Consider the following 25,495-nt stretch of genomic DNA (forward strand, 5'->3'; position numbering starts at 1 on the left):
TTATCAGTTATCAGTGAGCAGTGAACAGTGAAAATCACAACCCGCGCAGGCGGGTTTTGCTTATGTAGCAGCGGTTTCAACCGCCGGATAACTTTATTCCCAATGCCCAATCCCCAATGCCCAAAATGAAACAATACGGCTTTGCGCTACACACCACAACTCCCGAATTAGGTTTAGCTATCAGTAATTTTGCTGATGATTCGCGTTCTAATGTATGGAAATTAGACCGTAATATTTCTAATTTGATGCATCAATATTTGATGGAATTTATCAAACCTCAAACTTGGGCTGATATAGCGTTTGTTAGTGTAGCGAAGGGACCGGGAGGGTTTACGGGAACTCGTATTGGACTTGTGGCTGCTCGTACTTTGGGACAACAGTTGAATATTCCGGTGTTCGCGATTTCTACTCTGGCTGCATTTGCTTGGGAAAACCGAAGTAACGATGATACTTTTATCGCCGTCCAAATGCCAGCGCAACGAGGGATGATTTTTGCGGCGATTTATCAAATTACACCGGATGGTAATGGACTTACTGCTGTAATGCCGGATATGATAATAACCCCGGAAGCTTGGCGAGAAAAGTTAGCCGATTGGAACGAAAATTATCAACTTGTGGAAGCTAACTCTGGATTAGCTGCAACGGTGACAAGTATGCTGCAATTAGCGTATTTGGATTGGCAACAAGGGAAACGTCCGGATTGGACTCAAGCCTTACCTTTTTACGGGCAACATCCGGTTGATGGGTAATTGCGAATTTATCAAGATTTATTTATGATTTGATTGGCTTCACTTACATCAGCCTTACGAGTGCGTCGATTAAATAAACAAAGCATTTTTCCTATACGATTATTCATATGCGGTTGAGGATAATTACCTTTGACAAGCAAAGCATCATATCCTACATCATCACTAAACGTGATTATTTCTCCAGCGGAGCGAGCATTTCGTAAACCGCTCACTCGAATACAGCTAGAGATAACTTCTTTACGATGTGTTGCCCATGCTTCCGGTGATGAAGCCGTAACATAATTAATAGTTAATCCGATTAAGAAAATACTAGCCAAGCCAACTAATGCTATTTTCTTCATTAAAAACAGTTTACTCCGGCTCAATTAACTTGAATCCCCAAGGTTTCAAAACGGCGATCGCAATTTCTCGTTCTATTCCTTCATAGGCTTCCCACTCAGATTCGGGGTCTTTGGGGTGTCCTTCACCAACATGGCCCGCAACTTTAATTACCGGAAAGCCCTCCACGCGATGACGTTCCAGCCCTCTGGGAAGGGATAACTTGACTTTGCGACCTACGAATTTAGATGTACTTTCATTAGCTACAGTTTCGCGGATTAAACAGATATCACCAGCAGTTCCCCAAGTCGTTGAATAAATGTAGAGGAACGATATATAGGTTTTGGGTTTGATGGGTCTTTTTACAACTTGCATTATCTGTAATTACTACTCATCTTATTTCTGGCAGGAGACTTCCAATTTATTGGGAGAGGAATACCAGCTCGTAATTGTGCTTGAATACTAGTTTTTAAGTGGATATAATCCCAGGAACTAGCAAACCTGTTGAGTGTCCCCTCGCCTACCTAATCCAAGATGTCCTTTCTGCAAGCACTCCTACCAACGGAGTTTAAAAATAATACGGGCTAGGGAAACACCCGTAAGTTTGTACCAGAATTAGGCTCACCGGGCTAGTCAACTCTTGCGTTGTCAAGGTTGGTCTCAACAAGCCTGCGGTTTACCGCAGGTAGTTGACCGTTCTTGATACAAGAATTTCATCCAAATAGTTATAACACTATATGTGAAAGATTTTGATTTAATTATCGTTCTAATTTTAACTTTAGATAGCCTATTTTAGGCGATCGCAGGTAAAAAATATCCGCTTTGCCTAGACTAGCAGCATTTTGAATGTTTTTGTTCTATCTTGACATCCTCCCCGGCGTAAATGCACGGGGATTCCAAGAATCACTTCTTAGACTTCCTATGCACACGAGTTGACTTGCTTAAAGGAGTTACCTCACCCAAGTATTGGTCAGTCTCTCCAGAGGCGTTAGTTCCGACGTGACCCGCCGTACTTAGACCTTTTTCGGTGGATGTTCCGCGCAGCATTCCAATCACCGAGTAAAATTTTAAGGTCTGAGCAAGACGGATTTATCCGTGGTAATGACTCTACCGAAGCCCCTAAATTTAATTTATGGGGCATTAATTACGAATTACGTTCGCGTAAGCGTCTCCCGAAGGGAGAAATTACGAATTATACTCACGGGTTCCCCAAAGTTTAAAACTTCCCGCTTTAAAACCATCTGTGAAAGTGATGTATCTGCGGTCACATGACATTGACCAACCAGTAGTTTTGTACTCAACAGAACCGTGAGTCTGCTCTTTCTTAAACTTTGGAAAACCTTTCTTCCCTGGCTTACCTTTTTTGCAATTATCATTCGCGGAGCGTGTCGTAGACAAAAACCGAGCGATTGCAGACCACGCCCTTTCCGAGTAAAGTTGCTGGTTGATTATGCCAATCAATTGATTAGATTTGCCCCTTAAGGAAATCATGAGAATTCATTAGCTGTAAAATCAATAAAGTTCTAGCATCACCAAACTAAAGCACTGCATGACATCACAGATAGCACCCTACGGTTCTTGGAAATCACCCATCACTACCGACTTAATTACCTCTACAACAATCGGACTCGGACAAATTGCAGTTGATGGCGATAATATCTACTGGAGCGAGTTACGGGCTTGGGATAAGGGACGTACTGTTGTTGTCCGACGCAACCCCGATGGTGAAACCACAGTGACACCGGATGGTTTTAATGTGCGTAGTCGGGTTCACGAGTATGGTGGTGGTTCCTATTTTGTGGCTGATGGTGTGGTTTATTTTTCTAACTTTATTGACCAGCGTCTTTATCAGCAGAAACACGGCTCCAATTCGCAACCGATTACACCAGAATTATCAATGCGTTACGGTGATGGAATTGTTGATCGCCAGCGTCAGCGGATTATTTGCGTTTGTGAAGACCATACACAACAAGGGAAAGAACCAACAAATCAAATAGTCGCGATTAATTTAACAGAAAACAGCAATCCGCAAGTTCTTGTATCGAGTAATGATTTTTATGTTTCACCTCGTCTGAGTGAGGATGGAAAATACTTAGCTTGGTTAACTTGGAATCACCCGAATATGCCTTGGGATAGCGCTGAATTATGGGTAGGTACAGTCCAAGCTGATGGCGCGATCGCCGATATGCAGAAAATTGCGGGTGGTGTGGATGAGTCTGCAAGTCAACCGGAATGGTCAAGCGATGGAACTTTATATTTTATCTGGGAAAAAACTGGCTGGTGGAATTTATATTGTTGGCGACAGGGGAAAGTAGAAAATTTGACTCCGATGTCAGCAGAATTTGGTAAGCCACAATGGGGTTTAGGTTCTTCTACATACGCAATTGAATCAACAAGCCGAATTATTTGCAGCTATACCCAGAAAGGAATTTGGTATTTAGCAAGCCTGGATTTAGATACGAAAAAACTCGATACTTTCGATTTACCCTATACGGAATTTAGCGGGATAAAAGCTACACCGGGCAAGGTTTTGTTTAACGGAGGTCAACCAACTCAAGCCAGCGAACTGGTTCAACTCGATTTAACAACCAAGAAAATACAAGTTTTGCAACGTTCTAGCAATATTGCAATTGATGACGGCTATCTTTCCCAAGTGCAACCGATAGAGTTTCCTACCAGCAATGAGAAAACAGCTTATGGATTATTTTATCCACCGCAAAACAAAGATTACACCGCACCTCCAGACCAAAAACCACCTTTATTAGTTAAAAGTCATGGTGGTCCCACTGCGGCTACATCTTCAAGTTTGAGCTATGGGATTCAATATTGGACGAGTCGCGGAATTGCCGTTTTAGATGTTAACTATGGAGGTAGTACGGGTTATGGACGCGAATATCGTCAACGTCTGGATGGAAACTGGGGAATTGTTGATGTAGATGATTGCGCGAATGGTGCCAAATATCTGGTAGAACAAAATTTAGTAGATGGCGATCGCCTTGCAATTTCTGGAGGAAGTGCGGGAGGATATACAACTTTATGCGCGTTAACGTTCCGCGATACTTTTAAAGCTGGTGCTAGTTATTATGGCGTAAGCGATTTAGAAGCTTTAGCCAGAGATACCCATAAATTTGAATCAAGATATTTAGATCGATTGGTGGGTGCTTATCCAGAAATGAAAGAAATATACGTACAAAGATCCCCCATCAACTTTGCTGAGAATTTAACTTGCCCGGTAATTTTTCTACAAGGCTTGGAAGATAAAGTTGTGCCACCAAACCAAGCTGAAAGCATGATTGATATTTTGCGAAACAAGGGATTACCCGTTGCTTACGTTCCCTTTCCCGGAGAACAACATGGTTTTCGTAACGCAGAAAATATTAAACGCGCTTTGGAAGCAGAATTATATTTTTATTCGCGGGTATTTGGATTTGATGTTGTTGAAGAAATACAGACGGTGACGATTGAGAATTTGTAGCGATCGTTTATTTTACCTGGCGAATCTAATTCATGGCTACACAAGCGAAGTCCACCTGCGTGGACTAATCTTTCTAACCCGCGCAGGCGGGTTTTGCCTGTGTAGCCGAATACACCGAATTAATTACCAATTACCAATTACCGATTACCAATTATTCAAACCCCATTACCTTCGCAACAGTTTTAATATCCGCTTCAATACCCTGGGTAAACTGACTTGTATTATGTTTAATGGCTGTATCTGGGTCTTTCAAACCGTTACCAGTTAATACGCAAACTACAGTTGCACCTACGGGAACTTGGTCTTTTACCTTCAATAATCCTGCGACAGAAGCCGCACTAGCTGGTTCGCAAAAAACACCTTCTTCTGAAGCTAGAAGTCGATAAGCGTTTAATATTTCTTCGTCGGTGACGGCATTAAATTCACCCATGCTAGCCCCCGCAGCCGCAACCGCTTTGTCCCAACTTGCAGGATTGCCAATTCTAATTGCTGTAGCTAGAGTTTCCGGATGAGCGACTCTAACCCCATTCACCAATGGTGCAGCACCTGCTGCTTGAAAACCCATCATTTTAGGTAAGCGTCCGCATTTACCATCTTGATGATATTGACAAAAACCCATCCAGTATGCTGTGATATTTCCCGCATTACCCACTGGAATACATAGCCAGTCGGGAGCATCCCCTAAAATATCTACTACTTCAAAAGCGCCGGTTTTTTGTCCTTCTAAACGGTAAGGATTAACAGAATTGACCAAAGTTACCGGATATTCTTCGGCAATTTCTCGAACAATTTCTAGAGCCTGGTCAAAGTTTCCTTTAATTGCCAGTACTTCGGCACCATACAGTAAAGCCTGGGCTAATTTACCCAAGGCTACATAACCGTCAGGAATGATTACAAAAGCTCGCATTCCGCCGCGTCTGGCGTAAGCTGCTGCTGCTGCTGAAGTATTGCCAGTACTCGCGCAAATCACTGCTTTGGCTCCAGCTTCCTTGGCTTTGGAAACCGCCATTGTCATTCCCCTATCTTTGAAACTACCAGTAGGGTTCAAACCGTCGTATTTCACAAAAACACGGACTTGTTTACCGATGATTCGGGCGATCGATGGCGCGGGGATTAAAGGTGTATTACCTTCTAAAAGCGTTACGACGGGCGTGTTTTCGTTAACAGGCAGGTATTGGCGATACTGTTCGATTAGTCCCTGCCAAGGTTGGCGATGAGATTTTACAGCAGACAGGCTTAAGGTCACGGGATTTTATACAGCTACTTATTTTTTACTGCGATGTCGAATGACAGTTTATCCTTTTTACTATATCAGTGGGAAGCATTACGATAATTTTTGTCAATTTTTAGGTGTTGGGAAAAACCAGAAATTGGGGGATTCTCCCTCAAGAATCCTCCAGGTCGATCTATTTATTTGATATATGGGATTATTGGTTTGCTATTCCCTACTCCCTTTCTTGTAAACAATCGCAAAGCATAATCGTTTTACTTGGTAGCCAAAACTATAATATAAAGTTTGACAAAACTCTAAAATAGAAAAGACTTGCAGTATCGCTGCACTCAGTTAAAAATAAATACGAAGCACGCGGAGTAATATGGCGGTGAGTCAGGCATTTGATTACGATTTGGTGATTTTAGGCGCTGGAGTGGGTGGACATGGCGCTGCCTTACACGCTGTTAGCTGCGGGTTGAAAACTGCGATTATTGAAGCGCAGGATATGGGGGGAACCTGTGTTAACCGTGGCTGTATTCCCTCGAAGGCTCTACTTGCAGCTTCTGGAAAGGTACGGGAGTTACGCGATGCTTACCATCTCAAAGCGCTGGGAATTCAAATCGATAATGTTCGGTTTGAAAGAGAGGATATCGCCAATCATGCCAATAATTTGGTAGCGAAGATTCAAGGAGATTTAACTAATTCTCTTAAACGTTTGAATGTTGATATTATTAAAGGCTGGGGTAAAGTGGCCGGACACCAAAAGGTGACGGTCGATACTCCTAGTGGTGAAAAAACTATTACGGCTAAAGATATTATTCTTTCGACCGGTTCGATTCCTTTTGTCCCACCGGGGATTGAGGTTGACGGTAAAACGGTATTTACTAGCGACCAAGCGGTAAAGTTGGAATGGTTGCCGCAATGGGTGGCAATTGTTGGTAGCGGCTACATCGGTTTGGAATTTTCCGATGTCTACTCGGCTTTGGGTTGCGAAATTACAATGATTGAAGCCCTGCCGCAGTTAATGCCAGGATTTGACCGCGATATTGCTAAACTTGCGGAAAGAGTATTGATAAATCCTCGCGATATTGAAACTTATTCGGGAATATACGCTAAAAAAATAACTCCTGGTTCCCCTGTAGTAATCGAATTAGCAGATTTTAAAACTAAAGAAGATGTAGACGTGTTGGAAGTTGATGCTTGTTTAGTAGCTACGGGAAGGATTCCAGCAACGCAAAATATCGGTTTAGATATGGTAAGTGTAGAACTCGATAGACGCAAGTTTATCCCGGTAAATGACTCGATGGCAGTACTTAGTGAAGGCGAACCTGTACCCCATTTGTGGGCGATTGGTGATGCTACGGGTAAGATGATGCTGGCTCATGCTGCTTCGGCTCAAGGTATTATTGCGGTAGAAAATATCTGCGGTCGATCCAAAGAGATAGACTATGCGAGTATTCCTGCTGCTGCATTTACTCATCCGGAAATCAGCTATGTAGGAATGACCCAGGAACAAGCTAAGGAAAAAGCCGAAGTCGAAGGATTTGAAGTTGGAGTTAGTAAAAGTTATTTCAAAGGTAATTCCAAAGCTTTAGCAGAAGGTGAAGCTGAAGGTATGGCTAAGGTTGTATATCGTAAAGATACAGGAGTTGTACTTGGAGTCCATATATTTGGACTTCATGCTGCCGATATAATTCATGAAGCCAGTGCGGCGATCGCCAATCGTCAAAGTGTAAACGAACTGGCTCATTTAGTCCACGCCCATCCTACACTTTCCGAGGTTTTGGATGAAGCTTACAAAAAAGCGGCTGTCAGTTAAATAATTTTAGATACTTCGGCAAGCTCAGCACAAGTTTTAGATTTTGGATTGAGAGTTAGGAGTGAGGAGTGAAGAATTACGAATTACGAATTACGTATTACGAATTACGAATTATCTTCCCCCCATCCCCCTATCTCCCCATCCCCCTCTCCCAATTCCCAATGTCCAAATAGAATCATGCAAATTCGTCGTCGTCCTCCTAATCCCGATATTGCTGTAATGTCATTACGGTATCAAATTGCTACACCTGATGCGGAACCGAGCAATATTTTAGAAGAAATTGTTTGGTATAAAGAAGCGGAAGTTGAACAAATGCGCGAAAAGCAATCTTTACAGGATTTGCAGCGTCAGATAGCTAATGTTCCTCTATCTCGCGATTTTCTGGCAGCATTACGTCAAGGTAAAACTAAACCGGCTTTGATTGCAGAAGTAAAAAAAGCTTCTCCTAGTAAGGGGGTTTTACGGGAAGATTTTGACCCGGTAAAAATTGCTCAGCAGTATCAATTAGGTGGTGCTAGCTGTCTTTCGGTACTTACAGATCAAAAGTTTTTTCAAGGTAGCTTTGAAAATTTATCTAAAGTCCGTGCTGCTGTCGATTTGCCATTGCTGTGTAAGGAGTTTGTCATTTATCCTTACCAAATGTATTTAGCAAGGCTGAAGGGTGCTGATGCGGTTTTGTTGATTGCGGCTATACTTAGCAACAAAGATTTACAGTATTTTGTTAAAATCGCTAATGCTTTAAAACTCACACCTTTAATTGAAGTTCATACTTTAGAAGAACTTGACCGCGTTTTAACGATAGATGGTGTTTCTTTGGTTGGTATTAATAATCGCAATTTAGAAGATTTTTCTGTTGACTTGCAAACTACTTGTAAGTTATTACAGGCAAGGAATCAACAATTACAGGACAAAAATATTCTTGTTGTTAGTGAGTCGGGATTGCATACCCCCGACGATTTAAGCTTAGTTGCCGAAAATGGTGCAACTGCTGTCTTGATTGGTGAATCGTTGGTGAAACAGCCAGATCCAACAACGGCGATCGCTAATCTCTTCGCAAAATTTTTCACCACCAACTTCGAGCAAGACCTTAAACCATAATTTGTTGGCTGGTAAATCATTTAAAATCATACATCTTGAGCAACGCGCTTGCGAATCTCAAGCCTACCAATCTTTTTTTAAATTCATGGAGCAAATTCCTCTTCCTTCACCTATTCATTACGAATTAATCCTGCAATTGCTCGAACGGCAAACTATGACAGCAGTTAATGACAACCCAGATTTACGCAACCAGGTAAATCAATTAATCATCACCCTCCGCAAAGCTGCTGTCCAGCAAAAGCATCTGGAACAAGTTTGTCAGGTTTCTTCTATGGAAATCTCGCACCGTTGGTCTATTAATCACCTTAACTCCGAACAAGTCGCAACTTCTGAGTAGCAATAACAATACGAAGGTTTCAGGTAGTGTTTTGCAGTTCAATACAGCCGAGTGTGAGGAGAGTTTATTACTTACCCTATAAGAGTTTTTGCTTATATCTAATTTACTACTAACTTAGTATACAGACAGCGCAAATAATTAAATAGATGCCTAATATACTATTAAATTTTGTGGTCAAAAATAAATAACTGGATAAGGGGACAATCCCCAATACCTAAAAGAGCGAGTTGAATGGTCAACTCGCTCTCTTAATGTGTATCTCGTTAAATTTGGAATCAGTTTTCGCAGAAAGTGGAGTCTTTGTAACAACATCTTTCAATTCTCCGCATTGCACTACTCATTGCCTAATTTAGGCTGTCTCCAGCCAATCATAAATTTGTTCTAATTGCTCTAAAGTTACTAAACCATACTGCCACAAAATCATTGGCAATGGACCTGGGTCTTGTTCGCTGTGCCGTAAAGCTACTGCTAGCGAAGCCGCTGAAATTGACAAATCATCTTGCAAAAAACGAATCAGTCGCGAATAACTAGATTGTGTCACTTTTATCTCACCTCTTTCAGTAGACTGCATGGTTATATATCTATCCATAGTTGATAAGTAGCTAGTAGCCAGTAATTCATTGGTCTGTGTAAATTTGTTTGATAAAAAATGGGTTCATTTTGTCCAATGCCAGAATACAAGGCAGAAGTACGCGAGATAAATATTTTAGCTTGATTTCTTATGGTTAGTCTCAAGTAGCACTTTGCTTAATTTAAAAGAGTTTAATACTTTCTACTTAAGTAATGACGGCTAATTAATTTCTTGTAACAAAGATTCCATAGCCTATACTCCCCTATTAGTGACTGTTTACACGTACACCAAAAGGAAGATTTTTACTATCAAATATTAAAGTTGATGCCTGAACTGCTAGCAGAGCAGGTTAACAACTGCTTAGTAGTAAAGCAAATCTTAACATCACATTTTGTTTTTATACCACTATTATTGATACTTTTTTAATGTAAATCCATTAAATGTATATCTAGTCAGCTAAATAAGCAGATTTACTTTTATTCTATTTACGTAATTTTTGTGATTTAACTGAACTAATTGTTACTTTATCGCCTTTCTTTAACCCTAGTTCGGCGGCTCTTCCGGAACGCAATTCAATTACTCGATCGATAGGGGTTTTAGGACCATAAGTAGGACAAGGTTCTTTGGTGCAAGGAGGAACGGAGGAAGCAATATATTGAACTATTCCTTTACGCAGGAAAACCATATCTAAAGGAACAGGCACATTTTTCATCCAAAAACTAACTGACTGGGGTAAAACAAAGTCAAATAGCATTCCCCGGTTATCTGGTAAAGCGGGTCTGTGCATTAATCCCATTGCTTGTTGTTGTGGTGTTTGCGCTACTTCTAACTGAATTTGGGTACCGTTGGGAATTGTCGCAACAGATGAAATTGGTAGTTCTTGTCCTAGATTTTTCACTGCTGCTGGGGTTGGAGATACGGTGATATTAGGAGATTTTGCTGGTGTCTGTTGGGAACAGCTAATAAGTAAAATACCTAGCATTATAGGTAGCAATATACAACAATTCTTTATGGAATTTTTAATCATTACTCGAAAGTTATATTGTGTTTGATTCAGCAAATCCAGTGAATATCAAAAATTTTATCTTTGAGAGAAGAAAATTTGTTTAATTCGTTTTGACGAATATAATACTCGTTTTTATTCGCAAGCTTGAGATTGATTTAATCCTTAAGATTCTCTTAATACATAGCCGACACCGCGTACAGTTTGAATTAGCCGTTTTTGAGTTTCCTCTTCTATTTTTAATCGCAAGTAGCGAATATATACTTCGATGACGTTAGATTCGCCCATAAAGTCATAACCCCAAACGTTTTCTAAAATTTGTTCACGAGTTAATACTTCACGGGGATGTTCCATAAGATACTTTAGCAGTTCAAATTCTTTCATGGTCAAATCAATTGTTCGTCCGTTATTAATAGCGCGACGAGTAGCAAGGTCTAAGATTAAATCTCCAAAACGCAATTGCTCCGAAGTCTCAACATCCTGCTTTAAATACAATCTAACCAAGTTCATGAAATTTTCCGAACGGTAAGGCTTGAGAAAATAATCATCCGCACCTGCTTCGAGACAAGCAACGCGATCATCAACTGAATCTCTGGCCATTAACATCAGTACAGGAGCGCATACACCGCTAATTCGGAGACTTTTGCACAATGATATTCCCGATTCTCCAGCCAGCATTCTATCGACAACTATCAAAGCAGGTTGGCGATCGCGACTATGTTGTAAGCCGGAAGTGGTATTGCTTGCCAAAATCGGTTCGTAACCAATCTCTCTTAAATCGGAGGAAAGCTGCGAAGCTAAATTTTCGTCGCTTTCGATTACCAAAACACAAGGGTTGTGAGTAAGCGTCATATCAATAGTTAGACTCGGAATAAAGAAAAAAACACGGCTACCTTTATTATTTCTGGGTTGCCCGTTTTATAAATACAGAATTAATGACAATATTTGACGCACAGAAATTTTGAACGTCTGTGTGAAATTTAAGACGCGAATTTATCCCAATAGTTGCTTTTCTTACATTAATTCAGGCTGTAAGCTGTTTACAATGTTTTAGCACGTCCAAGTATTAATCGAGCAAACAAAAAAGTCTAATATTCTTAATGATTAATTAACAATTGAGTACTTTTCTTTGCGATCGCCAATACCTTATAAAAAATTCAAGGAATTTCCACAGACGTAGGTTTGGCAATATGAGGTAAACCCCAACCTAACTTTTCTCGCAATATTCGGAAAAATTCGGGTGATTGCAAGCGGATAAAACGAGCGCTGTAATCTGACTTTTGTATATAAATACGGTCTTCTGGTAAAACATAACATCCACCGTTACCGTCAACTGTCATTACCAATCGGGCTGAATTTACCGGATAGATATTAACTGGTTCGCTATCTGGAAACACTAAAGCCCTTGACGCTAGGGAATGGGGACAAATGGGTACTAGCTGAAGTACGGCTACACCGGGGGTAATTACCGGACCACCAGCGCTTAAAGCATAAGCTGTGGAACCTGTGGGAGTAGAAACAATTATTCCATCTGCGGCAATATCAACCGTCGCATGACCACCGATCGCAATTTCAAAATGACACATTGAGGTTAAAGGTTCGCGATGCAGCACCATTTCGTTCAAGCACAAAGCTTCCCAGAGTACTGATTCTTGACGAAATACTTTAACGGCTAACATGGCTCGTTCTTCAATACTGTAATTACCCGCTAAAGCGATGTCTACGACTTGAGGCAATTGATTCACGTAAGCTTCTGTCAAAAAGCCCATGTGACCAGTATTTATCGCTAGTATGGGAATGCCGCAAGGTGCGACTTGCCGAGACGCAGCTAAAACCGTCCCATCTCCCCCAAGTACTATTACAAATTTCATCGATGAATCGAAGCCGGGGGGTGTAAGACCGTCTATCGGCGTATGACATACGGGACTTCGCGGAGTCGAGTAACCCAAAATTCCACCGATACCCGTGGTGACACATATATCCCAACCTTTCTCGGTGAACTGTTCTTTTAATTCGACAGCGATGCGACCCGCTATCGGTTTCTCATCATTATATATAATGCCTGCTTTCGGCACGCTCAAATATCCAAATTAAAGAAGACGTTTTTAATTAAACCAATAGTTACACAAAATGTGTATCTAGTACACACTTTATCTCAAAAGGGAATTAGGAATTGGGCATTTGATAGATAATTCTTGATTTTTTACTCTCAACTCCTAACTATTCCCTACTCCCTACTGTCTTTTAAGAAGACTGTTTAAACGGGGTTCTCTTTTCTTTCTTTTTCTTCCCTTTATTTTGTTGATAATCCAATTCTCTAAGCTTTTTCGTAATTCTGCTGAAATATTCTTGCAAATAAGATTCTAAAGTAGTTACTTCACTTTTATCTATATCAAAAGCTTTGTATGTCTCTTCCATTGAAGCATCTAATGGTTTTCCGCTGGCTAAAACTTCTGTGAAAGCAAGTCTATCGGATACGTTCCATCCCCACTGAAAGAAACGAATTATATTACGAATGGTACGCAGTAAGTTTAATGGCATCCGCGTTATTCTGGCGGTTTTACCAGATAAACGTTCGCATAAATTAATAATTTCTTGAGCGCTCCAGGCACGAGTTCCGACTACAGGAAAGGTTTTATTTTGGGTTTCTTCTCTTTGTAAAGCCCTGATCGCAAATTTCGCGACATCCTGAGTATCCATATAGGCAACGGGGGAAGATTCTCCTGTTACCCAAACTGGCTGTGCTTCTAAAATAGGAATACCGTATTGTCCGATTAAACCTTGCATAAAGCCAGCTAATTGTAAAATTGTGTAGTTTAAGCCGGATTCTGCTAAAAATAATTCAGTACATCGCTTGATTTCCATCAAGGGTACTTGCGGATAATTTTGATTATTCAATATTGAGAAAAAGATAAAACGCTCAACATTAGCTGCTACCGCTGCTTGAATTAGTGCTACTTGCCCATCCCAATCCACTTGTTTAATACTCATGGAATCGGTCGGACGAGAAGTTGCGGCATCAATTACTGCGGTGACTCCATCAAGTGCTGCTTCAAAAGTATGAGGATAACATAAATCTCCGGGTACTAATTCGGCACCCCATTCTTTAAGAAATGCCGCTCTTTTAGCACTTCGGACAAGACAGCGCACTTCATAACCTTCATCTATAGCATGACGAGCTATCTGTCTTCCCAAGGTCCCAGTGGCACCCACTATCAATATTTTCATCGGGTTTGATTAAAAAATGTTAACTTTTATTAAAACAATTTTATTACTATTTAGTTTTTAAAGCAAAAGTGAAGCAAAATTTATTACAACTGGTTGATGGCAGAGACTGCTTGATAAGTCTCTAGCCAAGAGTGTAGCGCTTTTCAATCAATTATTCTTCAGCTTCCGCGCCTTGAACTTTAAGTAACAAAGTACCTATAGCCCAGCCAACGAATATTAAGCCGAAGGATAAAATAGCTGCATTAAACATTTCGCCGCCCATTGAGAATTCTCCTTGTTTGTGAATGATTGATTAAGTTAAGTTTACCAGAGCGGTCTTGAACCAATTAATAATTAACAATTAACAATTATCATGTATCAATTAAATCAGGATAATGTAAAGCGTCGCCCTCGTTTAGCGTTGACTTTGGGAGACCCAGCGGGGATTGGAACGGAAGTTATTCTTAAGGCTTTAGCTGATTCTGAGGTTGGTCAAGGTTGCGATTTAACTCTAGTTGGAAACCGAGATTTACTTTTAAAAAATTATACCAATTTACGGCAAAATGAGAATATTAAATTGGTCAATCCTGCCGAGTTATCGGTTTTGGATGTCAGTTTAGATAGCAATATAAAAGATGCAATTACTCTTGGGGTTGAGAATGCGGCAAGTGGTGCGGCAAGTTTTGCTTATATGGAAGCGGCTATAGGTCACACGTTAGCAGGTAAATTTGATGGGATTGTTACTGGACCGATCGCAAAATCTGCTTGGAAGGCTGCGGGATATAATTATCCAGGACAAACGGAACTTTTGGCTGAAAAGGCTGGTGTAGATAAGTTTGGAATGTTGTTTGTGGCTCGTTCACCACACACTAATTGGACTCTGCGTACTTTGCTTGCAACCACACATATACCATTATGTCAAGTCCCGCAAAAGCTGACACCGGAGTTGATGACGCAGAAGCTTGATTTACTGGTGGAATGTTTGGACTTAGATTTTGGGATCGAAAATGGCAGAATTGCGATCGCGGGATTAAATCCCCACAGTGGAGAAAGGGGACAATTAGGACGTGAGGAAGCTGATTGGTTGATTGCTTGGTTGGATTCGGAGCGGAAAAAGCGGAAGAATTTAATTTTAGAAGGTCCGATTCCACCGGATACTATGTGGGTGAAACCGGGACAAGCTTGGTACGGTAATTCTGGAGTTGAATCAAAAAGTCAAAATCCAGCGGATGGTTATTTAGCGCTGTATCACGATCAAGGTTTAATTCCGGTAAAGTTGATGGCATTTGATAGAGCTGTTAATACTACGATTGGATTACCTTTTGTGAGAACTTCTCCCGACCACGGAACGGCTTTTGATATTGCTAGTAAGGGAATTGCTGATGCTACGAGTATGAAAGCAGCGATTGATTTGGGTAGTGAGTTGGTATCTGTGAGGTTGGGAAATAGATAGAGTGAGTGCGATCGCTTCTATTTTAGAAAGGTTAATTAGTATCGTGTTCGATTCAGAAATAAGAGGGTATGTTGCAGAAGTTGCCGAACTTCCTGGTTGTGTCAGTCAAGGTAAAACGTTGGATGAAGCGGTTGAAAATATCAAAGATACGATTAAAGGATATCTTTACGTCCTAGAAAAACATGGAAAACCCGATCGGTGGTGTAATAGAGAAACTAAGAAAAAGAAATAAATATTCTCAATTTAATTCTTTCCCAAAATTAAAAAGAAACAAAATTCTAAATACACTTATTTTTGAAAAAAGATAATTTTATCTTAATAACTGGTTAAGGAATTATTAACAAGGAAAATCTATATTTTACTTATCCATTTTGCAAAAGTGATTTTACCATGTTTCGTCAGTTATTTTTATCTGTTTTTGTTATGACGGGGCTTTATGGTTGTTTGGGAGATCGAACAAGTCTTACCACACCAACTGTTATTGAAAGGGAAAAAGTTGTTAGTGTTTCTAGTAAGAATAGCCAGACAGTACTAACCTTTGCAAAGCCAAAAAATGTGATTCATGTTGCACTTAACGGTAGTGATAAGGCTGGTGATGGTAGTTTAACTAAACCGTTACTAACTTTAGAGAAAGCTTTTCAAGTTGCTAAACCAAACACTTTAATTAAGTTGGGTGCGGGTAGGTTTGAAGTTAACCGCATGATAACAGTTCCTTCGCAGGTGAGTTTAGAAGGTATTGGACAAAAAACTATTATCATACCAGGTCAAAATTATGATGGTGTACTTTTTGAAGCTAAGGATTTTAAGGATGAAAAAGGTGATGGATATCAGTTTTTTCGGAATTTTAATATAGATGGAAAAGATAAAGCTCACTTAGGCTTTCGTGCTTGGGGTAGAGAGCATTCTTTGTTTGAAAATATTACTTTTATAAATCTGAATAATGCTGGAATTGATATTTCTGGTTCAGATAATGAAATTAGTAATTGCCGATTTATCAATGCTTCTGGTAGAGAAGGCAATAATAATGAACATTTTGCTGGAGCAATTCGATTTATGGGTGTGAATGGCTTACTTATTCATGATAACTATATAGAAGAAAATTCAGGTGGTGGAATTAAAAGTGTTGCTAGTAATATTCGGAACGCTCAAATATATAATAACAAAATTAATATTATAGGTTCAAAAAATCAACCAGTTAATAAATCGGCTTCTATTGAAATTTGGGATTTACAAGAAGGGAATAAGATTTATAATAATGATTTAAATGCCTGGGTTTCATTGATAAATCAATGGAATAAAGATAAAGAGATTGCAGCAACAGGTAACTTAGTTTTCTATAAAAATAAATTGCACGCAAATCCGGGTGTAACTGACGATATGTCTGGATTAGAATTAGGAATTAAAGGAGCGGAGTTTTATGAAAATACTTTTAGTGGATTCAAGCATCGTATTTTTTGGATAGAAGGTTGGGGTGGGAAGAAAAAGCCTACTAAAGATATTAGCATTCATCATAACAAGTTCAGTAATTGCGGCAATGCGATGAATCTTGGTCCGAATGGAAATGGGGTTGAAAATCTGAAGTTTTATGACAATGTTATTGTGAGTTGTAACGGTGTAGCTCTGGGAATGAGAGAGCAAAAAAAGCTAATTAATGTTGCACTGACCGACAATATTTTTGTAAATGCTGAAAACACTATTAGTTTATATGGACAAAGCATGCAATATGTGAAATTTCGTGTTGCTGGGAATAAAGCTTATAATTCTAAAGTCGGTCTGGTAAATAAAGTTGATGGATTGAATTTTGGAAGCAATGCGGTGACTTTGAAAAAAGGTTTGCCTTCTGATTAAAGACTTAGCTATGGTGGGGATACAAAAAAACCCCCTGTGGGGGTCAATCAATTTTGGATTTTAGATTCATCCGGGGGGCTTAAGCTAGCCGGACTAAAGTCAATTACTAGCTGTAGGTGCATCTCCTAACGGCATTACAGCAGCTATTTTGGGTGCATGAGCAAAAAATGCTATTCTACCGCAGGTTGGACATTCTATTTTCTGGTCTACTGGTTCGGTTCCATCGTGATGGGTTTGAATTAATAAGGGTTGGTCGCATTTATAGCATTGGGTGAAAATGCGCGGTTTGTCTGTGTTGCAGTCTACCACAGTGATTGGCTGGAATTTCTTTTCTACTGGTGGCTTGGGTCTTGGTTTTGGAATGTTTTCTGATTCTGTCATTGAATTATTTTTCTGCTTGTTTTAAGTAGGGCTGTGTTTTTAGCCTATCAAGTTTGATTTTGTTTTTAAAACTTATATAATGGCTCAAAAATAAATTATTGCAAAATTATCTGTTTTTTTCACTTAAAATGCGCGAGTGGGTGGGTAAAGTGGACTAACGAATAAATTACAAATTATCTACCATTTCTGCTAGAGTATGAATCATCTCTAATTCTTCAGGAGTCATCCGATCAAGATTCTTCAATATAAAGTTCATTCTTCCCTGAAATTTCAATTTATCCCGATGTCGGTTGAGAAAATCCCAGTATAAGAAGTTGAAGGGACAAGCTTTTTCTCCGGTGCGTTTTGAATGCTGGTAATAACAACTTTTACAATAATCGCTCATCTTATTAATATAGTTAGCGGATGCTGCATAGGGTTTTGATGCGAGTAAACCACCATCTGCATATTGTCCCATACCGATGACGTTGGTTTGCATTACCCAGTCGTAAGCGTCGATAAATGCTGCGTGAAACCAGGTTTCTAATTCTTGCGGTGATATTCCGGCAATTAATCCAAAGTTATTCAATACCATCAATCTTTGAATATGATGAGCGTAACCTGTATCCATCACCTGGGTTAATATTTGATGCAGACAGTTCATTTTGGTTTCACTAGTCCAAAAAAATTCGGGTAGTGGTTTGTTATGTTCAAACCAATTTTGTTGGGAATAATCTTCGTCAACATGATGATAAATTCCGTGCATATATTCTCTCCATCCCAACACCTGACGGATAAAACCTTCTACACTATTTAATGCAAGTTGATTTTCGTGGTAAGCTTTTTCTGCTGCTTGAATAATTTCCAAGGGTTGCAATAAACCAAGATTTATGTAGGGAGAAAGCATAGCGTGCCACATTGTTTCTTCTCCTGTTACCATCGCATCTTGATATGGTCCAAAATCGGGTAAGCGAATCTCTATGAAATATTTTAATACTTTTAATGCTTGGGAACGAGTTACTCCCCAACGAAATTGTTTTAAGTCTCCATAAGTGGGTATATCAAGAGAATCAACAAGTTGAATTACTTCTTGGGTAATTTCATCTGCTTCAAACCATAAAGGTTCGGGAGTATTTAATTTAGCTTTGGGTGGTTTGCGATTTTCTTTATCAAGATTCCATTTTCCCCCAATGGGTTTATCTGCTTCCATCAAAATATCGAAACGTCTTCTTCCTTCCCGATAAAAGTCTTCCATTAACAAACGCTTGCGATTTTTAGCCCAGTTATTAAATTCTTCGGAACTCCATAAAAAATGATTATTGGGAAGTAAGTTGATATCGCAAGGTAATTTTAAATCTTCTATTGTGTTGAGAAAAGGTTTGTCGTTGGGAGTCATTATTTGTAATTGGTCAATTTGATTTTCTTTTACCCATGATTCGAGTGGTGTTTGAAAATCTTCAGCTATTTCGTAAGTTACTGAATAACCTTGTTGACGCAATTCTTCCGCGAAATGCCGCATTGCTGACCAGATTAAAACCAGTTTTTGCTTGTGATATCTAAGTTGTTTGATGTGGGAGTAGGATTCGATGAAGATAATTGCTACTTCTGAGGGGTTGTTGCAATTTTGTAAAGCTGATTGTGTTGAATATAGTTGATCGCCTAATATCCAGATACCTGTTGTCATGATTGGGGAGTGGGGAGTAGTTTTTTAAGTAAATGTATTTCTTATTTGAAAAAAACTGAAATTATTGGTTGGCGATCGCAATTTTAGTGGTTGCTTTCACAAAATCGCCTTGCTCCCCTATGGTTAGCCCGTGATATTGTCTTGGATAATCCCTTGCCGATACTTACGAAATCGTGTGTTACAAGCCAGAAATTCCGAATCTAGTTTCAAAATGAGAATTGCTGGTGTCCCTCCGTGTTTCGTCACTGATGAACGTATATGGTATTGAGCCGAGATTATTTGCACTGGACAGCCAAGAATATCAGTTTTCTTAAATAAAATTCAGTAGTTTTATCGTCTTTTTACAATATCTTTATGCTCTATGACATATTTCAAGGATAAAATTTTTATACAGTAAGGTATAATAACTGAGAGTAATCAGTATAATTTATACTCTTGTAATGTATTAATTCTCCATAAAACTAGCGGAAGAACCTGAATAAATTCAAATCACTGTTTTTTTGTTTGACTTCCATTGTATTTATTTTCTCTTTATCTACCAAATCTGTACGCTCTCAGAACCCTATTCCTCTAAAGTATTTTGTTAAATTTTAATGGCAACTAGTCCTGAACCTAACATTACAGCCGTAGCAAGCATTATTGCTGCCTTTATTGCTGCAACTCCCCCCGCTCTGACAGCTATAGCTGATGTTGCTGTAAAGTTAAGGGGTTTACTACAAAAAAAGAGAAGCTCACCTCTAAGAGTTCTAAAGATTATCCGAAAACCAGTAGATGTGAGATATTGGAAAAAAGTTAGAAGAAATTTTTTGATTGGTATTTTGCTGTTACTAATAGGTATTCTCTTTATAGTGGTGAATACATTGCTGTATCGCCTCGGCTTTGAGTACGTCACACTGAGTGACTTTGGAGCAATAGGTATATTCTGGGGAGTGAAAGTAAATGTAATCGTTATTGTAAACTTCCTCTTTCTTTGTTTTTATATTATTGCTTTTGCTCAAGCTTACAGGAGACTGGGAAATAATCCCAATGATGCGCGTCACTTCTTATTTAAAAAAGCTTTATTACTTGTAGAAGCTGACTTTAAAAATACTATTAATTGCTGTCAGGAAACACTAAAACTTTTAGGAGCAATGGTTATCGAATTTGATTCGGAGACTGCGATGATAGAAGCTTATACTAATAATGAATTGGTCACTGTTTTTGGAGGACTTTATCGCATTAAGATTAACAGCCAGAATTTAAAATCTGAGAAAACTGAGTTAGAAGTAGAGTTTCTTCCCTATGTGTCAGATGACATAGTAAAGTTAACGAAATCCTCTAATATAAATAGATTCATTCAAGTTTTCACAAATAGCTAACACTTCTCCCAAAAATTATTGGGGTTAGCTATAAAGCCTTTGGTATCCCCCTAAGCCTAAAAGCCAACCTAATACAAATACCCAATGAAGTATTACAGGAGGGTAAATGGAACCACTTTTTAAGTATGCAATAGTACAAACAATAGCCAAAAACGCTGCTGAAGTGAGAAAGACAAAGTTACTAAATGTTGTTCTTGCATTCCGAATAAAAAAAGCAGCATTCAACGGATGGTAAATAATAAATAGTATTAGGCTAATGCTTGCGGAAATCAATTGATACGTTAGAGGTGCTTGCTCAGTTTTATGCGGTAATAATAGAACGCGAAAAAATAATTCTTCTGCTGTGGCAGGAAAAAGTAAGGTTATTAAAGTTAAGCGAAATATAACTGTCGAAGAAATGTTGGGAATCTCAGTTCTCAAAAATTTAAGCTTGAAACCTAGCGGTATAACAACTAAAGAAAAAATTAGCAGAAGGATAGCTGTCCAAACCCAATCATTCCCGCTTGGGAGAGTTAAAAAAGAATTTACTAGACGAAATTTTATTAAAGAAACCAGTTCATTTAGTGAAGATATCATGATTTTTGTAGCCAGATTTACGAAACTATTACTTAGTTCTTTGAATTATAAAATAATATTGAAAGATAAGTCACCATAAGATTTACGTATACTATGATTACTTGTAAAGATTGTAACAATCGTATCTGGAGGGTCAAAGCTAATGGCAAAAAGTGATCACATTTGCGTGGCAAGATATGGAGGCATTATTTATCATCATGGTATCGACATGGGAGATGGTAGTGCAGTTCACTTTAGGAAAGATAGCTTCGGCAATAAATCTATTGTAGATAGAACATCTATAGAAGACTTTGCTCAGGGCGGTACGATTAAGGTAATTCGGCATCAATCATCTGATCCGCCTGATATTGTTGTGTTGCGAGCTATGGACTGTCACAAACATCAAAGAGAAGGATCGTTGAAGTCATATGATCTGCTTACGCTGAATTGTGAGCATTTAGCAACTTGGTGCAAGACTGGAGAGATTAGAAGTGAACAAGTCGAAGATGTTCATAAAAGCGCGCAGATGGCAGCACAAACTACAGGTGAAGATGCCATTTCACTAATGATAAGGAAGTTATTTGGAAGTTAGTGGAAGCAAGTTGAAGCTTAATCCTTGTAGTTAGCTCTCTTACCAACTGTATCGGAACACGGAAAGAACCTATAGTTTGGTTCTACTTACTAATGCCGAAAGCTTTTCATTGTGGAACAGTGGAACAAGAACTAGGAGTGAAAATTTATGTTTGAAACAGAGCAGCATAAACAGTTACGATTTGCGGTGCTTGATTTATTCAAGCGATACGAGAGGAATCGAGAAGAGCTTCAAAAGACCTGGGGGCAACAGGATAGTCTCTCAAAGGAAGAACTAAACAAGTTGACTAAAAACGTTGCAAGTTTAGAGGCAAGTAAATACTTGTTGGCGGTTATTGGCGAATCCAAGTCTGGGAAATCCGCATTTATTAATGGGTTAATTAAGAAGCCTCTCTTGCCCACCGGAATCTTGCAGTGTACTAGCGGCATTATCGAAATTGTAGACACATATTATGATGAGGATGACGAACAGGGAAAAGCTCATTTATATTTAACAGTCAAGTATGGAGATTACCGAGAAAAAAAGCAGATATCGGAAAATGGTGGCATTGCATCTATTCAGAAAGAGCTACGTGAAATTGCCTCCCTACCTAATGAGTATCGGTCACTACCAATTGGACAACTGAATGATTGTTTGCTAGAAAAAAACCAGAGTCAAATTACGGATCAGGATGTTGAAGGCCTGTTGGAATCCATAGACAATCCCTACAACCTGCCGAAAGAAGAGTTCAAGCATCTGGTAGAAAAATATTTAGAAGACTATCGAGATCTATCGAGGATTGCTACCCAAATCACAATCGGATGTCCGCTTGGCTTCAAGTTTACTGACTTGCGTATTGTAGATACACCGGGTGTTAATGCGCGTGGCGGAATTCAGCAGACCACTTTCAAATATATGCGTGATGCCAACGCAGCCGTTGTTATACATCCAATAAAGAACATTGCAAGCGAATCATTGGATACGTTTTTTCGAGAAACCGCAAAAGGTGACATCGAAAATGTCTTCATGCTTCTAACTCACAAAGCACAATCAAAAGCAGAGGATGTGAAGATAGCCATTGAAGAAGCACGAAAATTATTCTCTGATGTGAAATCCGAAAGAGTGGTTGCCGTAGATAGTATGCTCAAAAGGATTTACGATGAGATGGCAACAGGTACTCAGATTAAAGAATTAGTAAAAGATGAGGAAATTGAACAACTCATTGCCAAGTATATTGTTCGTCATGGAGATGATGTACAAAAAATTCAGCAGTCCATATTAGAAGACTCAAACTTTCCCTCCGTGGAGAAGTTATTGCGGGATTTCTCAGAACAAGCACTGGATCAACAACTGCGCTCAATTGTTAAGCAGATTGCGCTTGGCTATGAAGAGCAGAGGAGTATCTACGAACAGGAGATTGCTTTGAGGAACAGCAAAGCTACCAGAAGGCCAGAAGAGTTTGATCGTGAAATCAATACGCTGAAAAGACTGCTGGACGATTATTGTAAAATTCTCGGCGAGTTCTCTGAATCAAAATCCAACGAGTATACTGGTCGCCATAGTTCTGTTGAAACTAACATTAAGAGTTTGAAAGAGGTGTATCAAAAGTTGGTGCAGAGTTCTCGTAATGAAAATGAGGTTTACAAGCATATTTCAGATTTCGAGGCTGAGTGTGATAAAAAAGTGATTAAATACACTACAGATCTGGGTGTAGCGTATGAGACAAAAATGGAAGAGGTAGGGGTAGATTTTAAGCGCCAACATTTAATGACGCCTCCTCGAATCAGTTTTGAGGCTATTGCTGACAAAGCGAGAGAACGGTCTTTTGAAACAATTGAAATTCCTGGTAATCAGACAAGTAATGCAGTGGGTGGGGCTGCTGCTGGTGCAGTCACCGGAGCAATCGCAGGATTGACTACTGCAAATCCTATTGCCATCTTTATTGGGGCATTGATAGGCGCAACAGCAGGGGGAGCGAGAGGTTTTTCGCAAGGGACACCTTCCAAAACGGACAGGCAGTTCAATGATAAAAAATACATAGAAAATTTGAAACAAGATGCAGTTCCAGCTATTGGAAAAGCTTCTGATGCTATGCCGAAAGTGATTAGCAAACTGTTCAAGGAGTATGATGCCATTTTTAAGGAAAGGCTTGGCAGTATAGTATCAGAGCGTCAACAGGCATATGAGATACTGAGAAATAAAAAAGAAGAGGCTGAAGAACTTCATAGAGATGTTGAACGCCTCTCATCTATGTTGCAGGTTGTGAACGAAGAGCTTCAAAAAGTTGATGACGCAAAAAAGAAGATTACGTTGGAGTTATAGAAGGAGTTTGACATGAACCAGTTTGAGAGAACCAGAGATGAGATTGATAAGGATATTAATCAGGTCTTTAAAGAGATAAAAAGTGAAGTTCACAGTAACTATTTTCTATCAAAAAATGATGACTTGGCTCGTACTCAAAATCTTGTTCGTAAATATGTGCCGAGTATGGTTGCTGATAAAAACTCATTGCTTGTAGATACTGTTCTCAACTACTTAACCGAAGACGCGAGACAAGTGTTGACTGGGGCTGAAAGTCATATATTTAATGACTTCTTTGAAAAGAATCGACGTTGGAAGAAAATGCTGACAGATAAGTTCCAAGAATATGTCATGGATAAAGATGGGGTCACGTTGTCGCGCGATCCTCGCATCACATATAGTGCAGGAACAGGTTTCACAGTTTTTGTTCTTAGCGGACTTCTTAGTAAAACGGTTTTAAGCTTAGAGCCTTTAACTCTGCCGCTGGCGCTACTATGTGGTGTAGGGACTTCTGCCCTGACTTACAAACAAACTACACCTTTGGCTATTGACAAAACTGAGGAAGATGTAGCCGAATATCTCAAACAAGCACGAAATCGAACTATTCAGGCAATGCAGGAATTAATTAAGATGTACGAAGACGAACTAGCAATATTCCTGCGAACACACAGATAAATTTGCTCAATCTAATTCAGCTAGGGCTTTGGCTAAAGTAGAGTATAGGACTTACGCATTGACAAAAAAATCATGCGGAGGTGTATAGGTTCCCAGGCTTTGATCTTGATTTTTCTGTTCCGCACCATGCGATCGCAACTAGCAAAAAGTGGTTTATAAAAGTCTGAAACGACCTATTTACGTTAATCCATAAGATGAGTCATTTGTACAGTGCGTAAGTCCTAGAGTATTAGACATCTCCGAAAATTTCCTCGCTTAATACTTTTAATTTCCATTATTTTAGCTATTAAAATTTTAATGGTCATAAATTAATTTAAATTATTATTCCTATGACAATGATTAATTAAAGGGAACGATAAAGATTATACGAATCTATGAACATCGCAGAAGCTACTGGTTTAACGAATACTCAGAGAAAAACCTTAGTTTCTTTAGGTGCTGTTAATTTTCAAAGAAGGGAGTAGAGAATAGGTAATTGGAGTGCGAGCATCTTGCTCGCTAGTCACTAATATTTTTCCTAAACTTCCTGCTTATCCTTCGTCGTCAACTGCTTAATCACCAACTGAACAGCTAAAGCTAACAACCCAACTCCAACTATTCCAAATATTCCCGTACCTAAAGCAACTACCCCTACAACCAAAGTTCTCACTGCTGAAGAAATACTCACTACCATCGGATTATCGGAAGTAACTGGTTTATTTGCAAAAGTCGTCGCGATCGAAATCATTAATTTGTACATCGCAAATCCCAATCCTCCACACATGGTTGCTCCGATGATGCAACGTAGTGGAGTCGGTTGATTTTCTTCTTGATTCTCGGTTGTTTCGGTGATTTTTTCTTCAGTCATGATTTTTGTAATATCTTTGTGGTGAAATTCGCTTCTACCTAAGAACTTCACCC

Annotated in this window: 26 protein-coding genes and 1 pseudogene; 13 read left to right on the plus strand and 14 right to left on the minus strand. The window is 39.3% G+C overall.

Annotation, left to right across the window (positions count from 1 at the left end):
- The first annotated feature begins 125 nt into the window (after positions 1–125).
- Positions 126–749: a tRNA (adenosine(37)-N6)-threonylcarbamoyltransferase complex dimerization subunit type 1 TsaB gene (tsaB, locus tag VB797_RS01390; protein ID WP_416350829.1), complete on the plus strand. Its 624-nt coding sequence runs from the start codon at positions 126–128 to the stop codon at positions 747–749.
- A gap of 11 nt (positions 750–760) precedes the next feature.
- Here the strand turns inward: tsaB and VB797_RS01395 are convergent, their stop codons facing one another.
- The 3 genes and pseudogenes from VB797_RS01395 to VB797_RS01410 form a co-directional block, all read right to left on the minus strand.
- Positions 761–1,090, minus strand: a complete 330-nt coding sequence (locus VB797_RS01395; RefSeq protein ID WP_323235835.1) for a hypothetical protein — start codon at positions 1,088–1,090, stop codon at positions 761–763.
- A gap of 10 nt (positions 1,091–1,100) precedes the next feature.
- On the minus strand, positions 1,101–1,442 hold the full coding sequence (locus VB797_RS01400; protein ID WP_323235836.1) for a hypothetical protein: 342 nt from the start codon (positions 1,440–1,442) through the stop codon (positions 1,101–1,103).
- A gap of 822 nt (positions 1,443–2,264) precedes the next feature.
- Positions 2,265–2,510: pseudogene (locus tag VB797_RS01410) on the minus strand (RNA-guided endonuclease TnpB family protein); the annotation flags it as partial.
- Between the two features lie 106 nt (positions 2,511–2,616).
- Here VB797_RS01410 and VB797_RS01415 point away from each other — a divergent pair.
- Positions 2,617–4,542: a S9 family peptidase gene (locus VB797_RS01415; protein ID WP_323235837.1), complete on the plus strand. Its 1,926-nt coding sequence runs from the start codon at positions 2,617–2,619 to the stop codon at positions 4,540–4,542.
- A 151-nt stretch (positions 4,543–4,693) separates the two neighbouring features.
- On the opposite strand, the gene thrC is transcribed toward VB797_RS01415, so the two are convergent.
- A complete protein-coding gene (thrC, locus tag VB797_RS01420) occupies positions 4,694–5,788 on the minus strand; it encodes a threonine synthase (RefSeq protein ID WP_323235838.1) in 1,095 nt (364 codons plus the stop codon).
- 355 nt (positions 5,789–6,143) lie between these two features.
- On the opposite strand from thrC, the gene lpdA reads away from it, so the two are divergent.
- From lpdA to VB797_RS01435, 3 genes are all read left to right on the plus strand, one after another.
- On the plus strand, positions 6,144–7,574 hold the full coding sequence (gene lpdA, locus VB797_RS01425; protein ID WP_323235839.1) for a dihydrolipoyl dehydrogenase: 1,431 nt from the start codon (positions 6,144–6,146) through the stop codon (positions 7,572–7,574).
- Positions 7,575–7,751: 177 nt separating this feature from the next.
- Positions 7,752–8,672 (plus strand): indole-3-glycerol phosphate synthase TrpC, encoded by a 921-nt coding sequence (gene trpC, locus VB797_RS01430; RefSeq protein ID WP_323235840.1) that lies wholly within the window; start codon positions 7,752–7,754, stop codon positions 8,670–8,672.
- Positions 8,673–8,757: 85 nt separating this feature from the next.
- Entirely contained in the window at positions 8,758–9,009 is a 252-nt protein-coding gene (locus tag VB797_RS01435) for a DUF5340 domain-containing protein (protein WP_323235841.1), read from the plus strand.
- A 349-nt stretch (positions 9,010–9,358) separates the two neighbouring features.
- Here the strand turns inward: VB797_RS01435 and VB797_RS01440 are convergent, their stop codons facing one another.
- From VB797_RS01440 to VB797_RS01465, 6 genes are all read right to left on the minus strand, one after another.
- Entirely contained in the window at positions 9,359–9,580 is a 222-nt protein-coding gene (locus VB797_RS01440; RefSeq protein ID WP_416350826.1) for a DUF2949 domain-containing protein, read from the minus strand.
- 481 nt (positions 9,581–10,061) lie between these two features.
- Positions 10,062–10,562: a DUF192 domain-containing protein gene (locus VB797_RS01445; protein ID WP_323235842.1), complete on the minus strand. Its 501-nt coding sequence runs from the start codon at positions 10,560–10,562 to the stop codon at positions 10,062–10,064.
- A gap of 186 nt (positions 10,563–10,748) precedes the next feature.
- A complete protein-coding gene (gene nblR, locus VB797_RS01450; protein WP_323235843.1) occupies positions 10,749–11,435 on the minus strand; it encodes a response regulator transcription factor NblR in 687 nt (228 codons plus the stop codon).
- 305 nt (positions 11,436–11,740) lie between these two features.
- The gene (locus VB797_RS01455) at positions 11,741–12,658 is read right to left on the minus strand and encodes an NAD(+) kinase (protein ID WP_323235844.1); all 918 of its coding nucleotides are present in this window, start codon (positions 12,656–12,658) and stop codon (positions 11,741–11,743) included.
- Positions 12,659–12,827: 169 nt separating this feature from the next.
- Positions 12,828–13,811 carry an SDR family oxidoreductase gene (locus tag VB797_RS01460; RefSeq protein WP_323235845.1) on the minus strand — a complete coding sequence of 328 codons (984 nt, stop codon included), beginning with the start codon at positions 13,809–13,811 and terminating at the stop codon, positions 12,828–12,830.
- Positions 13,812–13,962: 151 nt separating this feature from the next.
- A complete protein-coding gene (locus VB797_RS01465; protein ID WP_323235846.1) occupies positions 13,963–14,073 on the minus strand; it encodes a PetM family cytochrome b6-f complex subunit 7 in 111 nt (36 codons plus the stop codon).
- Between the two features lie 90 nt (positions 14,074–14,163).
- On the opposite strand from VB797_RS01465, the gene pdxA reads away from it, so the two are divergent.
- The 3 genes from pdxA (at position 14,164) to VB797_RS01480 (ending at position 17,091) form a co-directional block, all read left to right on the plus strand.
- A complete protein-coding gene (pdxA, locus tag VB797_RS01470; protein WP_323235847.1) occupies positions 14,164–15,243 on the plus strand; it encodes a 4-hydroxythreonine-4-phosphate dehydrogenase PdxA in 1,080 nt (359 codons plus the stop codon).
- Between the two features lies 1 nt (position 15,244).
- Positions 15,245–15,475 (plus strand): type II toxin-antitoxin system HicB family antitoxin, encoded by a 231-nt coding sequence (locus VB797_RS01475; RefSeq protein WP_323235848.1) that lies wholly within the window; start codon positions 15,245–15,247, stop codon positions 15,473–15,475.
- A gap of 158 nt (positions 15,476–15,633) precedes the next feature.
- On the plus strand, positions 15,634–17,091 hold the full coding sequence (locus tag VB797_RS01480) for a right-handed parallel beta-helix repeat-containing protein (protein ID WP_323235849.1): 1,458 nt from the start codon (positions 15,634–15,636) through the stop codon (positions 17,089–17,091).
- Between the two features lie 99 nt (positions 17,092–17,190).
- Here VB797_RS01480 and VB797_RS01485 read toward each other — a convergent pair whose 3' ends face one another.
- Complete coding sequence (locus tag VB797_RS01485; protein WP_323235850.1) at positions 17,191–17,472, minus strand: hypothetical protein; 282 nt, start codon at positions 17,470–17,472, stop codon at positions 17,191–17,193.
- A gap of 166 nt (positions 17,473–17,638) precedes the next feature.
- Positions 17,639–19,135: a cryptochrome/photolyase family protein gene (locus VB797_RS01490; protein WP_323235851.1), complete on the minus strand. Its 1,497-nt coding sequence runs from the start codon at positions 19,133–19,135 to the stop codon at positions 17,639–17,641.
- 593 nt (positions 19,136–19,728) lie between these two features.
- Between VB797_RS01490 and VB797_RS01495 the strand changes: the two genes are divergently transcribed.
- On the plus strand, positions 19,729–20,493 hold the full coding sequence (locus VB797_RS01495; RefSeq protein WP_323235852.1) for a hypothetical protein: 765 nt from the start codon (positions 19,729–19,731) through the stop codon (positions 20,491–20,493).
- Positions 20,494–20,517: 24 nt separating this feature from the next.
- Here VB797_RS01495 and VB797_RS34920 read toward each other — a convergent pair whose 3' ends face one another.
- Positions 20,518–20,913, minus strand: coding sequence for a type II CAAX prenyl endopeptidase Rce1 family protein (locus VB797_RS34920; RefSeq protein ID WP_416350830.1), 396 nt, complete (start codon positions 20,911–20,913; stop codon positions 20,518–20,520).
- On the opposite strand from VB797_RS34920, the gene VB797_RS01500 reads away from it, so the two are divergent.
- From VB797_RS01500 to VB797_RS01515, 4 genes are all read left to right on the plus strand, one after another.
- Entirely contained in the window at positions 20,837–21,148 is a 312-nt protein-coding gene (locus tag VB797_RS01500) for a hypothetical protein (RefSeq protein WP_323235853.1), read from the plus strand. The genes VB797_RS34920 and VB797_RS01500 overlap by 77 nt on opposite strands.
- A gap of 63 nt (positions 21,149–21,211) precedes the next feature.
- Entirely contained in the window at positions 21,212–21,640 is a 429-nt protein-coding gene (locus VB797_RS01505; RefSeq protein ID WP_323235854.1) for a lecithin retinol acyltransferase family protein, read from the plus strand.
- Positions 21,641–21,787: 147 nt separating this feature from the next.
- Positions 21,788–23,941, plus strand: a complete 2,154-nt coding sequence (locus VB797_RS01510; protein ID WP_323235855.1) for a dynamin family protein — start codon at positions 21,788–21,790, stop codon at positions 23,939–23,941.
- 123 nt (positions 23,942–24,064) lie between these two features.
- On the plus strand, positions 24,065–24,595 hold the full coding sequence (locus tag VB797_RS01515) for a hypothetical protein (RefSeq protein WP_323235856.1): 531 nt from the start codon (positions 24,065–24,067) through the stop codon (positions 24,593–24,595).
- 517 nt (positions 24,596–25,112) lie between these two features.
- Here VB797_RS01515 and VB797_RS01520 read toward each other — a convergent pair.
- Positions 25,113–25,442 (minus strand): DUF3082 domain-containing protein, encoded by a 330-nt coding sequence (locus tag VB797_RS01520; protein ID WP_323235857.1) that lies wholly within the window; start codon positions 25,440–25,442, stop codon positions 25,113–25,115.
- Between the last annotated feature and the right edge of the window lie 53 nt (positions 25,443–25,495).

Source organism: Rivularia sp. UHCC 0363, from assembly GCF_034931125.1.
In the GTDB taxonomy this organism is placed as follows: domain Bacteria; phylum Cyanobacteriota; class Cyanobacteriia; order Cyanobacteriales; family Nostocaceae; genus Rivularia.

Coding starts and splice junctions, on each gene's coding strand:
- VB797_RS01440 (WP_416350826.1), bottom strand. CDS start 9,580: ATGCAGTCTACTGAAAGAGGTGAGATAAAAGTGACACAATCTAGTTAT.
- VB797_RS01435 (WP_323235841.1), top strand. CDS start 8,758: ATGGAGCAAATTCCTCTTCCTTCACCTATTCATTACGAATTAATCCTG.
- VB797_RS01495 (WP_323235852.1), top strand. CDS start 19,729: ATGGCAACTAGTCCTGAACCTAACATTACAGCCGTAGCAAGCATTATT.
- VB797_RS01460 (WP_323235845.1), bottom strand. CDS start 13,811: ATGAAAATATTGATAGTGGGTGCCACTGGGACCTTGGGAAGACAGATA.
- VB797_RS01445 (WP_323235842.1), bottom strand. CDS start 10,562: ATGCTAGGTATTTTACTTATTAGCTGTTCCCAACAGACACCAGCAAAA.
- VB797_RS01490 (WP_323235851.1), bottom strand. CDS start 19,135: ATGACAACAGGTATCTGGATATTAGGCGATCAACTATATTCAACACAA.
- VB797_RS01505 (WP_323235854.1), top strand. CDS start 21,212: ATGGCAAAAAGTGATCACATTTGCGTGGCAAGATATGGAGGCATTATT.
- VB797_RS01395 (WP_323235835.1), bottom strand. CDS start 1,090: ATGAAGAAAATAGCATTAGTTGGCTTGGCTAGTATTTTCTTAATCGGA.
- VB797_RS01400 (WP_323235836.1), bottom strand. CDS start 1,442: ATGCAAGTTGTAAAAAGACCCATCAAACCCAAAACCTATATATCGTTC.
- VB797_RS01415 (WP_323235837.1), top strand. CDS start 2,617: ATGACATCACAGATAGCACCCTACGGTTCTTGGAAATCACCCATCACT.
- VB797_RS01485 (WP_323235850.1), bottom strand. CDS start 17,472: ATGACAGAATCAGAAAACATTCCAAAACCAAGACCCAAGCCACCAGTA.
- VB797_RS01465 (WP_323235846.1), bottom strand. CDS start 14,073: ATGGGCGGCGAAATGTTTAATGCAGCTATTTTATCCTTCGGCTTAATA.
- nblR (WP_323235843.1), bottom strand. CDS start 11,435: ATGACGCTTACTCACAACCCTTGTGTTTTGGTAATCGAAAGCGACGAA.
- VB797_RS01480 (WP_323235849.1), top strand. CDS start 15,634: ATGTTTCGTCAGTTATTTTTATCTGTTTTTGTTATGACGGGGCTTTAT.
- VB797_RS01520 (WP_323235857.1), bottom strand. CDS start 25,442: ATGACTGAAGAAAAAATCACCGAAACAACCGAGAATCAAGAAGAAAAT.
- VB797_RS01510 (WP_323235855.1), top strand. CDS start 21,788: ATGTTTGAAACAGAGCAGCATAAACAGTTACGATTTGCGGTGCTTGAT.
- pdxA (WP_323235847.1), top strand. CDS start 14,164: ATGTATCAATTAAATCAGGATAATGTAAAGCGTCGCCCTCGTTTAGCG.
- tsaB (WP_416350829.1), top strand. CDS start 126: ATGAAACAATACGGCTTTGCGCTACACACCACAACTCCCGAATTAGGT.
- trpC (WP_323235840.1), top strand. CDS start 7,752: ATGCAAATTCGTCGTCGTCCTCCTAATCCCGATATTGCTGTAATGTCA.